We start from the raw sequence: 13,077 nt of genomic DNA on the forward strand, positions 1-13,077 counted from the left end.
CGCCGGAGCGAGCGTTTCAAAAGCAATATGCTCTAGAGCATTTTCACTTTGAAAATGCTCTGCTGACGCGAAAGCGGCAGCCGCCGCAACGCGGCGTACATTCAGGCGAAAACCGCGTTTTTCGCCTGAATGCCACCTTTGACTTTCATAAAAAGTCAAAGGTAATCTGCTCTAGATGTTCAGCGCCGCCGCATGGTTGACAGGGCCGCACCCCTTGCCCGGGCTATAGCTTTTGCGCAAAGCCAGGTTGAGAAATTCCTGAGCTTTGGTCACGGCCGTAAGCAGCGGCAGGCCCTTGCCCAGACCTGTGGCGATGGCCGCCGAGAGCGTGCAGCCGGTGCCGTGGTTGTTGGCGGTTTCCACCTTTGCCTGCGGCAAGGCCCTGGGTTTCTCGCCGGGTACGCACAGGCAGTCAACGACCATCACAGCGTTGTCCATATGCCCGCCTTTGATCAAGACCGCCCTGGCCCCCATCCCGAGCAGTTTTTCACCGGCCGTAAAGGCGTCCTCCACATTCTTGATGTTCAAGCCGGTGAGCATTTCGGCTTCGGGCCGGTTGGGCGTAAGCAGTTCGCAGCCGGGCAGGATTTCTTCCCTGAGCGCGGTCACGGCATCCTCTTGCAGCAGCTGGCTGCCGCTCTGGCTTACGGATACCGGGTCCACCACCAGGGGGAAGCCGCGCCGGCGCAGGATAGGGCTCAGGGCCCGGATGATCGGTGCGGAAAAGAGCATGCCGGTTTTGGCCGCGGCCACGGGAAAGCCCTCCAGCACAGTGCGCAGCTCCAGAGCCACAAAGTCCGGTTCCGGGGCTTGTATGCCCGTGACGCCAAGACCGTTCTGGGCCGTGAGCGCGGTAATCACGCTCATGCCGTAGCCGCCCAGGGCCATGATGGTTTTCAGATCGGCCTGGATGCCCGCGCCGCCGCCGGAGTCGGACCCGGCGATAGTCAGAATGTTGGGGGGAGTCGGCATATATGCGTTCCTTATGGGTACATTTAGAGCATTTTTTGATTGGAAATATTCATTTTCAATCACGTAGAGCAGATTACCTTTGACTTTTTATGAAAGTCAAAGGTGGCATTCAGGCGAAAAACGCGGTTTTCGCCTGAATGTACGCCGCATTGCGACGGCTGCCGCTTTCGCGTCAGCAGAGCATTTTCAAAGAGAAAATGCTCTAACGCTGTCGCCAGAGCGTTTAGCTGATTTCATGAGCAAAACGCTCTAAGCGCATCTTCCGTGGAGAGCAAGAGCGAAGGGGCAGGACGTTTGTCGTCCTGCCCCGGAATGCTTTGCGGCTGGGCGTTCTGCCGCCAGCTAGAGCATTTTGCTTTTGAAATTATTCAATTTCAAAAGCGGCGCTGCCATCATTTCCCCGCAAGCGGGACAAGCCCCCGCAAGCGGGACAAGCCCCCGCAAGCGGGACAAGCCCCCGCAAGCGGGACAAGCGCCTGAAAAGCGTGGTTTTCAGGCTCATTCGGCGCGGGCGTCCGCTCCCGCGACCGCCAGAGCGGTTGCCGTTTTCAACAGCAAACCGCTCTGGCGCCGCGGCGTCGTTGCGCAGCTCGCGGCGGCTCAGGCGTTTTGCGGCGCGCCCGTCACGCTCTTGCGGCCGAGCAGCATAAAAGCCACAAAAGCCGCAATGGCCGCAATGACGCCGATGGTATTGGAAAGTTCGATGCCCATGCCGAAGCCCATGGTGCGCTCAAAGCAGATGTAGGAAACGCAGACAGCGGTCATGAACACGGCGGGCAAGGAGCAGATCCAATGGAAGCGCCCCTTGCGATACAAATAGGCCGCCGCGGCCCAGAGCATGATCGTGGCGAGAGACTGGTTGGCCCAGCCGAAGTAGCGCCAGATGATGTCAAAGTTCACCTGGGAAAGAATGATGCCGATCAGAAACATGGGCACGGCGATCAAAAGGCGCGGCGACACGGCCTTCTGGGAATAATTGAAGGTTTCGGCAATGGTCAGGCGCGCGGCGCGGAAGGCCGTGTCGCCGGAGGTGATCGGCAGCGCCACCACGCCCAGGATGGCCAGCACGCCGCCCACGGCGCCCATCAGGGCAAAGGAGGACTCGGTGACCACGTTGCCCGGGCCGCCGTTGGCCAGAGCGGCCTGCAGGGCCTCGGGGCCGTGATAGAAGCTCATGCCCACTGTGGCCCAGACCAGGCCGATGAAGCCCTCGGCCACCATGCTGCCGTAAAACACGGACTTGCCCAGCTTTTCATTGGCCATGCAGCGGGCCATGAGCGGGGACTGGGTGGCGTGGAAGCCGGAGAGCGCGCCACAGGCAATGGTAATGAAGACCATGGGGAAGATGGGCAGCCCCTTGGGATTCTGGTTGGCCCATTCGATGGAGTTGTAGAATTCCGTGCCGCTGGTGAACATCATCACTGTGATGCCCACGGCCATGAAAATCAGGATCGCGCCGAAAACAGGGTAGAAGCGGCCGATAATCTTGTCGATGGGCATGATCGTGGCCAGAAAGTAATAGGCAAAGATCACGCAGACCCAGAAGGTCAGGTTCATCCAGCCGGGCGTGAGCTTGGCCAGCAGCGAGGCCGGAGCGGCCACAAAGACCACGCCCACCAGCACCAGAAGCACCACGGCGAAGACCCGCATAATCTGCTTGGCGGCATTGCCCAGGTTATAGCCCACGATGGTCGGCACATTGGCCCCGTTGTACCGAATGGAAAGCATGCCGGACATGTAGTCATGCACGGCCCCGGCAAAAATGGTGCCGATCACAATCCAGAGCAGGGCCGAAGGGCCGTACAACGCGCCCAGGATCGGGCCGAACACCGGGCCCACACCCGCGATGTTCAGCAGTTGGACCAGCCAGACTTTCCAGACGGGCATTTCCACATAATCCACGCCGTCGGCATGGGTTTGGGCCGGAGTGGGTCTGCCCGGCTGCACGCCGAAAACTTTTTCCACAATGCTGCCGTAAATCCAGTAGCCGAGAAACAAGGCCGCCACAGCCAGGAGAAAGTAGACATAATTTGGCATAGCTTTTCTCTGCGCGTGATGGTTGAGATTGTCAAAACGAGTGCCCACGCCGGGCAATCCTTTTTCATGCAAGAGTGCTTCTCAATTACCCGGATGTCACTTCGTCGTCAATATCCGGCTCTCTGCAGCGCGCTCTGGCCATCGCCATGCAGCATCGTTGACAGCAATGTGCTTTCGCGCCGTTGCAATGCCGCCGCGTTGCGGCGGATTGCTTGAGAAAGTCTCTGGAAAAAGTCTTCACACGCAAAAAAAGGGATGGTATAAACAGAAAAGCAGAGTCGATGTGCTGTGGCCAAGAGCCGTTCGCCTTTTACCACGCTCTGTCGTCATGGCGCAGTCGTGCGCCGCGGCCCGGCCTTTGCCGGGCCCCTGCGGCGTGAGCGCTTTGACTGCCCCGACTTCGCACTGTCCGACCGAGAAGTTTGCCCGGTTGCCCTGTTCTATCGCTCAGGATGACGCTGTCTGCTGCAACTCCCCTGGTTGCGGTCTGCTTGCGGCTGCATCCCCTTCATGAGGAGATCCGGATGAAGTTGGAAAAAAAAGCGCCCCAGGTTCCCGACATCATGAACCTTCCCAAGCCCCGACCCGGCAGGGGCGGCGGTCGTAAACTCCTTGTGCTGGCCCTGCTGGCGGTTCTGGCGGTGGGCGGCGCCGCATTCTGGCTCACCCGCGACAAGGCAACCCGCGAGCAGTGGCGGGACCAGGCTGCCGCTGCCATTGACAACGCCACCAGCGGCACGCCTCTGGCCGGGGTCAGCGATCTGCTGCGCGACGCGCCGCCGCCTTTGCCGCCGTCTGTGACCAGTCCGGGCACCGCGCCCGGCACCTTTGCCGGTCAGAACGTGCAGGGCACAGTGGGCTCTCCGGTGGATACTTCCCTGCCGCCGGGGCAGGCAGGCCTTGCGGGCAACGCTTCCGGCGGTCTTCCGGGTCTGGATTCGGCGCAACCTGCGCTTCCCAGGGTCACGGAGGACAGCAGGGTCCGACCCGGCTTTGTGGAGGATCTGGCAGCGTATCTGGTCTCGCGCTACAGGCCGGGAGCGGGCGGCGGCTCGCTCGCGGCAAGCGTGCAAAGCGTCAACCAGCGTTACGGCACGAAAATGACCGGCCTGGCCGGGGGCGGCCGCGAGGCGATCCTGCGGTATGCCTTTCATCCCACCATGCTTCAGAACCTGTACGCGCTCTATGTCGAACGTTTCATGGCAGCCTTGGGCCGCGAGGCTTTTGCCAGAGGCTTGACGCCGGAACAGACCCGGCAGATGTTCATGCTCCTCGCGGGCCGTTTCGTGATGGTGGCCGGGGGCCTGGAAGGCGTGGCCGCGGTGCCGGATCTGAACAGGCGGCTCAAGGGGCTGGAACAGCTTGCGCAAGCCGCGGTGGATATCAGCTCGCAAATGACCGTGGCTGTTTTCGATCTGGATCAGTTGCGCGAGGACAAGGCCCCGGCGTCCCGGATCTCCGCGGCTCAACTGCGGGTAGACGGCTTGAGCGCTCGCTACCGCCGCGCCCTGGAAGAGAGAGCAACCGCGCAGCGGGCCCTGGTGGCAGCCATCCGCAAAGGTGGCGGCCACGCCCTGGATGAGGATTCGCTCCTCTTTCTGGCCCACTGGGTTGAGCGGCGTTTGCGCCATGACCCCCAGGCCCTGGCGTCCGTGCAAAGCGCCGCGGGCATTCTGCGGGATTTGGCCCGGCGTTGCGCCCAGGCCGGAGCAGGCGCTGCCGCGCGACCGGCATCTGCCGGCACGTTGCCTGCGGGCCGGCCCGCTGCCGCTCCTCCCGCGCCTGTGCCCGGTGGCGCTGCCGCGCCGCAGAGCGGGGCGCGGCTCCCGGCTGCGCAGCCAAACACGCCGGCGGCCCAGCCTGCCGTGCCCGCTCCTGTCCAGGTAGGCGGCCAGGGCCAGTGAGCCGGTCTGCTTTGCTCTTTGTGGGCGGCACGCGCAGCGGCAAAAGCGGGCTGGCCCAGCGCTGGGCTGAGGCCCGGGCGTGCCGTCGCCTTTTTCTGGCCACCTGTCGCGCGCAGGATGCCGAGATGGCCGAGCGCGTGGCCCGGCATCAGGCGCAACGGGGCGCAGGCTGGCAGTGCCTGGAGGAGCCCCTGGACCCGCTGGCCGCAGTGAGGGATTTTTTGGAGCAGCGCGCCGCTGCGTCCGAGCCGCTGCCCGGCGTGCTGCTGCTGGATTGCGTGAGCATCTGGCTTGCCAATCTGCTGGCCGCCGACTTCGCGCCGGATGCGGCGCTGGAAAGGGTGGCGGCCCTGGCCGCCTGGCTTGAAACGCCGGGGCTGCCCACGGCTGTGGTCAGTGCCGAAACGGGTTTGGGTATTGTGCCCGGCACTGCTTTGGGCCGTTTGTACCGGGATGTGTTGGGCAGTGCCAATCAGATGCTGGCCAGGGCCTGCCCCCGTGTGATTTTTGTGAGCTGCGGTCTGCCCCTGGCTCTCAAGGGGACGTTGCCGGAGGAGATATGCTGATACGCGCGCACGCATCTTTCTGCCGCCCTGTGAGGGCGGTTTTCCGCTTCATCTGCTGCCTGGCCTGGCTTATGCCCTGCCTTGCGGCCTCGCCCGCATCCGCTGCATCCGCAGCATCCGCCGACTTGGGCGCGGAGCAGGCGCGCTTCTGCATCGCGCAGGCAGGCAAGGCCGTGGACGCGGCTGACGTGGCGGCCTTTGAGCGCCTTGTGGATCTCGACGCCATTCTGGACGATGCCCTGGATCTTTTTTTACGGGAGGCGCAAAAACCGGAAGTGGCCGGGCAATTGCCGCCGCTGCTGGCAATGCTCTTTTCCCAGGCAGCGGGCCAGGACAGCGGGGGCGTCACTGTGCGCAGCCTGCTCTTCAGTGAGATCAGGGCCTTTGTGATCAACGGCGTGGCTTCCGGCGCTTTTGCCGGGCGCACGCCCACGGGGCAGGCTGCCCAGGGCCTTCTGGCCCCGCTTTTTGCCGATGCCTCCACCGGACGCAAGGAAATCCGCGAGATCGGCCAGGCCCGTCGCGACGGTCAGGGCTGGCTCGTGCCTTTTACGGTGCACGACGCAGGCAACGGCGAGACGTATGCCGTGCTGGGGCGCGTCAGCCCGGTGGATGACGGCTGCCGTCTGACGGCCGTGGAAAATCTGGAGGAACTTCTGGACCGTGTGGCTGCGGAAAGCCGGAATGTGGTTCCGTAAGCCTTTTCGAGCTGATGTGCTGCGGGAGTATAACGGCGAGCGGGTTCTGCCCATCTGGCCGAAGGCGGGCGGCAGTGATCTCCTCTGCGTCAGAGCGCGTCGCGCCGCGCTCGCCGGCTCATGCGCATCCTGTCGATCAGCATGCAACAGCCGCTGAGCGTAATAGTGACGGCCGCCGCGGTGAAAACCCCCCGGTAGCCGCAGCCGCTCTGGATCACCAGCCCGCCCAGCAGGGGGCCGAGCATGCCGCTGGCGTCAAAGGTGGACATCATCACATTGGAGTTGATCGAACGGGTGGGCGGCGTGGAGCGGTCATACACGGCGGCGGCCAGCAGAGGGTAGAGCAGGCCCAGGCCCAGGCCGTACACGCAGGTGATGGGAAGAAAGGCCCAGAGCGGCCCCCAGGCCAGAACGAGCATGCAGCAGGCCAGCACGCCGCTGCAAAGGGTGATCACCCGGTAGCGGGGCAAGGTGTCCAGCCGGTTGCTGCCGAACAGCCGGACCAGAATGATGGTGATCGTGTAGGTGGAGAAAAACCAGGCCGGATGCGCCCCGGTGACGGAGGTCAGACCTTTCATGAAGAAAATGGCCAGCACAGTCATGATGCTGAAGGTCAGACAGGCCGCATAGACGAAAAAGAGGCCGGAGTGACTCACGGCCTGCCAGAGAGCCCGCCCGGAAATGCTGTTTTCGCCTGCCGGAGGCATTTCCGGCCTTCTCAGGCGCGGGGCCAGAGGGATCAGCATGGCCAGAGTGGGCAGCCCCAGGATGGCCGTCAGGGCAAAGAGCTGCGGCTCGCCGCCGAGCAGCGGCAGAATGCGCTCGGACAGAGCCGGGATGATCGAATAGGGCAGCAGCATGGTCAGGGAAAAGAGGGCAAAGCCCCTGGCGCTCTGGCCTTTGGGGATGCAGCTCACCAGCACGGCCACCACGCAACTGGAAAACACGGCCAGGGCAATGCCCTGAATAATGCGCAGCAGCCAGATGATGCCCACAATGTGCTCGCCCCGGACATAGGGGTAAGCCAGCATGACGCAGCTTGAGACAAGGATCGAGAGCAGCAGGGCAAGCAATGTGCCGCGCCTGAGCAAAAAAAAGCTGGCCAGAGGGCGGAAGAGCAAAACCATGGCGAACAGGGAGGAGAGCAGTACCCCGCGCCAGTTGGGGCTGATGCCGAGGCCTTCCAGCCATTGCTCGAAAGAGTAGAACACGGCGATGTAACTGTTGGAGCACATGGCCATGCAGAAGAGCAGGATAAAGTCCCGGCTCAAAAGCTTCTGCGGCGGTTCAAGGGGCTTGTCCCAACGTTTGGCCCGGCTTTGCAAGTCGGCAAGGCACGGCATGAAGGCCTCAATTCTCCGGAAGAGGTGTATGTTGACGGCGTTCGGGCGAGCGCCGGGCGATACGCGGCGCGGTTGCGGCTCAGGAAGAGCGGCATCGTATCATTCCAGTCTACGGGTATCGGGAGCAGGGCGCAAGAGTAATTTCGCAGCCGCACAGGGCTGACGCGCGCGGCGGGCATGGCTTCGCCCTGCCAGAGCGTTTAGCTAATTTCATGAGCAAAACGCTCTAGAGCAGATTACCTTTGACTTTTTATGAAAGTCAAAGGTGGCATTCAGGCGAAAAACGCGGTTTTCGCCTGAATGTACGCCGCGTTGCGGCGGCTGCCGCTTTCGCGTCAGCAGAGCATTTTCAAAGAGAAAATGCTCTAATGGTATTCGCCGTTGAGAAATTTGGCGGCATAGGCCTGGACAGCCTCGTCGTCCACCATGAGCATATCCATCTGGCGGGTCATGATTAAAAGCCGCCCCAGTTGATCCAGGCGCGAGAGCAGTTCAAGCTTGGGGTATTTCTGGTAGCGCGCCCGTATTCTGTCGCCGTTGACCACGACGGTAAAGCCGAGTTCCGTGAGGATCAGGCCGATGCAGCGCACGCGCCGGGCTCGCCGCACCTCTCCAGCCGCGCCGCCCGCAAATTCAAAACGGATATAGTTTTTGCTGAGCGTGTCGCCGCACCAGGTGTCCAGAATGGCGTAATGATAGCCCACACGCGAGGAAAAGTTGAGGTAGCGATCGGAAACAATGGCGTAGCTGCGTTCGCCGAAGCGCGCGCCGTTCTGCTGATTGCCGCCGATCATGCTCTGGCCCATCACGGAGAGAAAGCCGCGCATGTTCACAGGGCGGGGGCCGTTGGCCCGCACCGCCGGGTGGAGCATGCCGTCCAGAAGCTGCCGGAAAGGCACGCTGGTCACATCCTCCGGCCTGACCAGCGCAGCTTCCGGCTTTTTCAGGCCGCCGCCCAGATCAATCACATACAGATCCAGCGGCACGGCGCATTGCAGGCGGCTGGCCACGCCCGCGCTGTTCTCCGAGACGCTGTCCGAGAGCAGAAACATCTCCGTATAGCTTAATTCGTGCGCGTAACGCATGACATCGTGGAGCGAGGTGCAGTTGCCTGGCGTGAAAAGTTCCGATTGCGGGTCCACCAGGTGCAAGGGCAGAATATGCGGCGCTATCCGCCGCAACAGAACCAGGGCGGGCGTATCGGCCCTGGGCAGCTTGCGGCTCAGGCTCAGAGTCAGCAATTCCGGCACTTCGCCCTTGAAAACGCGTCCTGAAAGGGCGTCCACCGTGACGACCTGCCCCGGCGTGAGCAGGCTGAGCGCGCCCGGCAGATTCATCAGCGTGGGCACGCCGAACTCGCGGCAGATGGAGGCCATATGCCCGGTCAGGCTGCCTGTTTCGGCAATGACCGCCGCGGCTCGCGGCATGGCCGGCATGGCGTTGGGCGAGGAGTGGGCCAAAAGCATGACCGCGCCCTCCGGAAAGTGGGTAAGATCCTCTTCGGGGCGGGCCAGGACCACGGGGCCGCAGCCCACGCCCTTGGCCGCCACATCCGCCCCGCGCAGCAAGGGCCGCATATGCCCCAGCGCAGGCGCGGCGATTTCGGCGCCGCAGTCCAGGCACATGGGCCGGGTTTGGAGCAGGATGATCCGATCTTCCTCATCCACTGCCCATTCCAGATCCTGCGGATACTGATAATGGCGCTCCAGGGTCAGGGCCAGGGCCGCCAACTGTTCCACCTGGGCATGGCTGAGGCAGGGCACGTCGCGCAGAGCCTCGGGCACGTCCACTACCTCGCTTTCAACCTTGCCCTCCTTGCGCACAAGGAGCAGCCGCGCCTCCTTATGGGCTACGGTTTCGCGGCTTATGCGCCGCGTGGCGCGCGAAACCAGCCATTGATCCGGCGTGCCTGTGCCGTCCACCACCATTTCTCCGAGGCCCCAGAGACCGTTGATCAGCACGCTGTTGGAACGCAGATCCACCGGATGCCTGGAAAACGCGACTCCGGCCGCCTTGGCCCGCACCATTTCAAGGCAGCACAGGCCCATGCCCGTGGCGTCCAGGGCGTAGCCGTGGACGGCCCGGTAGGCCAGGGCGCGAGGGGAAAAGAGGCTGGCCACCACCTTTTTGAAGCCCATGAGCAGATCCTGCCGCGTGACGCCCAGAATACTGCGGTACTGCCCGGCAAAGGACTGCACGCCGTCTTCGGCAATGGCGCTGGAGCGCAGGGCGGCCACAATATCGCTTTCCGCGCCGAAAACCTCGTCCCAGGCCGCCAGTATGGGGTCGCTCACTTCCTCGGGCACCGGGGCATTGAGGATCAGCCGCTCCACTTCCCGGGCCGCCGCGCTGATAGTGGACGGCTTTTCAGCGTCCACGGAGCGCAGATGGCTGTAGATGTTTTTGAACAGGCTGTTGCTGCGCAGCAAAAAGAGGCTTCCGGCCTTGATGGTAATGGCGAAACCGCGCGGCACGGGCATATCCAGCATATTGCGCAACTCGCCGAGATTGGCGTTTTTGCCGCCCACGCTGTATGCCATGCTGGCGTCCACTTCGCTGAGCGGCAGCGTCAGGGAGGTCACGTCCCCGCGCGCGTACTGCTCAAGCTCCCGCACAATGCGCTCGCTGATGGCGTCCACCACCGCGCCGAGCTCCGCATGGCGCTGCGAGGAAATGTCGTTGAGACAGCCCGCCATCCGTTCGCACTGAAAAATAGCCCGCCGGGCCTCTTTGCGCACCTGGCCGATTTCCAGGCTGCGCTCGCCGCGCTGGGCCGCGTCCAGGGAGGCCAGAATGCCCGCGAGATCCGCGTTGGCCTGCAAAAGTTCTTTGAAGGAGGCGTAACGCCGGGTAAAGACGGCCATGGCCTTTTCCCGGCTGATGCGTCGCGTCAGGCCCAACAGTTTCCGCACGGTATCCACGGCGTTCATCAGGAGGCTCCTTTTTCCGTCTGCCTGTCATCTGCGACGCCGGGGCGCGCCGTAAACATATAACGCTGGGCCGGGCCGCGGCCCACCTTATACATCAGGCCGAGCTGCACCAGCAATTGCAGATCATACTGGGCCGTGCGCATGGAGATGCCTTCTCCGGCCAGGGCCTGATATTCCTGGCGGCTGATGCTCCCGCGATCCTTGAGACAGGGCAGCAGCGCCCGCTGGCGGTAGTTGAGCAGCGTCGTATCCGTGGCCGGCCCGGCGGCCTGGGCCGTGGCGTCGGGCCGGGCGTCCGGCGCCCTTTCCGCAGGCCCGTTGTTTTCCGGAGCGGCGGCGTCAGCTTCGGGATGGGCGAGAGCGTCTTTTTTTGCGGGATGCGCCGGAGGCGGCGAACCGGGCCCGAACTGAATATTTTCCGCATAGAGTATGTGCCCCTCGCAGAATGTCAGCGCCCTGGTCAGGGTATTTTCCAGCTCGCGCACATTTCCGGGCCAATGGTGGCGCATGAGCTTGTCCAGAGCCCCGCGGCTGATTCTGGGGAGCGCGCGGGCATGGCCCGCACCGGAGGCTTCCACGGCTCGGGCCAGAAAATAGACCACAAGAGCCGGGATATCTTCCTTGCGCCGCCGCAGGGGCGGCGTGCGGATGGTCAGGACCGCGAGGCGGTAATACAAGTCCTCGCGAAAGGAGCCGTCCTGGGCCTCGCCGTGCAGCTCGGCGTTGGTGGCCGCAATGATCCTGGTGTCAAAAGGCAGATCGTGATCACTGCCCAAGGGCCGGATGCTCCGGGTGGAGAGGGCGCGCAGCAGGGCCTGCTGAACTTTGGGCGTGGCGTTGCCTATCTCGTCCAGCATCAGGGTTCCGCCTTCAGCGGCCAGAAAGGCGCCTTTGCGGGCCTGCCTGGCCTCGGTGAACGCGCCCTTCACATGGCCGAAGAGCGTATCCATCAGCAGGGTTTCATCCAGAGCGCCGCAGTTGATGGTGATAAAGGGACCGTCGGCGCGGCGGCTCAGGCTGTGGATGGCCTGGGAAACCAGCTCCTTGCCCGTGCCGGTTTCGCCCACGATCAAAACATCGGCAAGCACTTGCGCGGCCTTTTGAATCTGGCTGTGCAGGGCCTGCATGGGCGCGGAAGTTCCGACCAGGCCTTTTTCGGGCAGCGCGGCGGGACTGGGCAGGCCTTCAACCGGTTCCCGCTGCCATTGGGCGGTCTGCATGGCCTCCTGGGAGAGCTGGTCGGCTCTGGCCAGGCGCAGGCGTTCCAGAAGCACGTTGATATTCTGCTTGATCCTTTCCAGCTCCGGGGGAAGGCGCGGCAGGCAGAGGGCTGCGGCGTCGTCATGCTCGTTGCGGCGTTGCAGCTCGGCGCTGAGAATGCTCAAATGTCTGCCCATGCCCCGGGCGATCCACCAGAGACTCAGCCCCAGCAGCAGCAAGCCCCCCAGAAAACACAAGGCATAGGTGCCCACGAGTTGCAGGCCCGTGTGCGTGGCCGTGAAGCTGGTGTCCAGCACGGCAAGGCCGCCCAGAACGGTGCGCGGCCCTTCGGCATTGGGCATGAACGTCACGGGCGCATAGCTCACGCCTTCCACCCGCAATTGCCCGTCGCTCCAGGCTGCGGCCTCGTTGGCAAGGAAAAATTGCCCGGCATGGCCGTTCTGCACGTCGGCCACCATGTTCCAGTAATTGAGATGCTCCGGTCCGGGGCGAAAGGCGGCGCTGAAGCCGGGCCGGCCGAAATCCCCGCGAAAGCCTGCCCGCACCGCGTCCGAGCTCAGCGCGCTTTCTTTGTGGTTTTTGTCCGCCGTTTCGGATTGAAAAAGCATCCAGCCCTCCTTGTCGAAAAAGAAGCTGCGGATGCGGGTGCCTTCGCCGCCTGCGTTGATCGGCGCTTCGGGGGAGGAAAAGAGCGAAACCGCGTCGCGCAGGACCTCAAGATCCAGCGAGAGAACCAGAATGCCCTGGAAATTCCCTTCCCCGTCATAAATGGGAGTGGAAAAGCGGATGACATACAAGGGCAGGCTTTGCAGGGAGTCGTTGATCCGCACCATGGGGTAGACCACTCCCAGCGGCTGGCTCACGTTGACATGGCCGGGGCGCTGCCCGGCGCTGAGGGTCTGAAAGGGGCTGGCCTGCGTATCCAGAGCCGTCTGGGGGGGGATGACGATGATCTCGCCGCCGTAGTTCAGGAGCAGAAAGCGTTTTTCAGGGCTCAGCCCCATGAAGGCCACTTCGCGGTAGCGCAGGCCTTCGGCCTGGGCGCGAAATTTGAGCCTGCGCAGCATATCCTGCCGATCCATGGAGCCTGCGGCCAGGATCAGCAACTGGTTGCGCGTTTCCACCAGGATTTGCTCCAGGGCAAGGCTGATGGCCTGGGCCTGAAGTTGCGCGTTGCGCGCTATTGCGCGATTGACGATGCTTTCGATGCTCCGCCCGGTAAGGAAAAAAATCAGCAGCAGCACCAGGGCGAGCAGCGGCAGGCCCAGGAGCAGCATGCGCTTTGCAAGGCTGCGGTTCAGAAAAAAAGAGGCGTTTTGCAACGATCCGCTACGGGAGAGGGAGTTGAAGATGCGCATTCTCCTCCTCTTTGCGCAAAAAAGCGCAAGCATGGGCCGAGTATAGGC

The 13,077-nt window shown here is 63.1% G+C and carries 10 protein-coding genes; 4 read left to right on the forward strand and 6 right to left on the reverse strand.

Annotation, left to right across the window (positions count from 1 at the left end; translation table 11 throughout):
• The coding region (locus G7Y52_RS04865; RefSeq protein ID WP_165067010.1) for a hypothetical protein at positions 1 to 200 on the forward strand (200 nt) is incomplete at its 5' end.
• Here the strand turns inward: G7Y52_RS04865 and thiD are convergent.
• From thiD to G7Y52_RS04880, 3 genes are all read right to left on the reverse strand, one after another.
• The gene (gene thiD / locus G7Y52_RS04870; protein WP_165067013.1) at positions 172 to 972 is read right to left on the reverse strand and encodes a bifunctional hydroxymethylpyrimidine kinase/phosphomethylpyrimidine kinase; all 801 of its coding nucleotides are present in this window, start codon (positions 970 to 972) and stop codon (positions 172 to 174) included. The genes G7Y52_RS04865 and thiD overlap by 29 nt on opposite strands.
• Positions 973 to 1,572: 600 nt before the next feature.
• Entirely contained in the window at positions 1,573 to 3,009 is a 1,437-nt protein-coding gene (locus G7Y52_RS04875) for a carbon starvation protein A (protein WP_165067016.1), read from the reverse strand.
• A 107-nt stretch (positions 3,010 to 3,116) separates the two neighbouring features.
• Positions 3,117 to 3,305 (reverse strand): hypothetical protein, encoded by a 189-nt coding sequence (locus G7Y52_RS04880; protein ID WP_165067018.1) that lies wholly within the window; start codon positions 3,303 to 3,305, stop codon positions 3,117 to 3,119.
• 228 nt (positions 3,306 to 3,533) lie between these two features.
• Between G7Y52_RS04880 and G7Y52_RS04885 the strand changes: the two genes are divergently transcribed.
• Genes G7Y52_RS04885 through G7Y52_RS04895 form a run of 3 tightly spaced genes read left to right on the forward strand, consistent with a single transcriptional unit; the run spans position 3,534 to position 6,177 of the window.
• A complete protein-coding gene (locus tag G7Y52_RS04885; protein WP_165067021.1) occupies positions 3,534 to 4,913 on the forward strand; it encodes a hypothetical protein in 1,380 nt (459 codons plus the stop codon).
• A complete protein-coding gene (locus tag G7Y52_RS04890; RefSeq protein ID WP_165067023.1) occupies positions 4,910 to 5,479 on the forward strand; it encodes a bifunctional adenosylcobinamide kinase/adenosylcobinamide-phosphate guanylyltransferase in 570 nt (189 codons plus the stop codon). Before G7Y52_RS04885 ends, G7Y52_RS04890 begins: the two co-directional genes overlap by 4 nt.
• Positions 5,473 to 6,177 (forward strand): hypothetical protein, encoded by a 705-nt coding sequence (locus tag G7Y52_RS04895; RefSeq protein ID WP_241159595.1) that lies wholly within the window; start codon positions 5,473 to 5,475, stop codon positions 6,175 to 6,177. Before G7Y52_RS04890 ends, G7Y52_RS04895 begins: the two co-directional genes overlap by 7 nt.
• A gap of 89 nt (positions 6,178 to 6,266) precedes the next feature.
• On the opposite strand, the gene G7Y52_RS04900 is transcribed toward G7Y52_RS04895, so the two are convergent.
• The 3 genes from G7Y52_RS04900 to G7Y52_RS04910 all read right to left on the reverse strand — a co-directional run bounded on the left by G7Y52_RS04900 (position 6,267) and on the right by G7Y52_RS04910 (position 13,029).
• Positions 6,267 to 7,520 (reverse strand): MFS transporter, encoded by a 1,254-nt coding sequence (locus tag G7Y52_RS04900; RefSeq protein WP_165067026.1) that lies wholly within the window; start codon positions 7,518 to 7,520, stop codon positions 6,267 to 6,269.
• A gap of 365 nt (positions 7,521 to 7,885) precedes the next feature.
• Complete coding sequence (locus tag G7Y52_RS04905) at positions 7,886 to 10,450, reverse strand: PEP/pyruvate-binding domain-containing protein (RefSeq protein ID WP_165067029.1); 2,565 nt, start codon at positions 10,448 to 10,450, stop codon at positions 7,886 to 7,888.
• Positions 10,450 to 13,029, reverse strand: a complete 2,580-nt coding sequence (locus tag G7Y52_RS04910; RefSeq protein WP_165067032.1) for a sigma 54-interacting transcriptional regulator — start codon at positions 13,027 to 13,029, stop codon at positions 10,450 to 10,452. The genes G7Y52_RS04905 and G7Y52_RS04910 overlap by 1 nt, the downstream gene beginning before the upstream one ends.
• Positions 13,030 to 13,077: the final 48 nt, after the last annotated feature.

The sequence above is a fragment of the Desulfovibrio sp. ZJ200 genome (assembly GCF_011039095.1).
In the GTDB taxonomy this organism is placed as follows: Bacteria; Desulfobacterota; Desulfovibrionia; order Desulfovibrionales; family Desulfovibrionaceae; genus Desulfovibrio.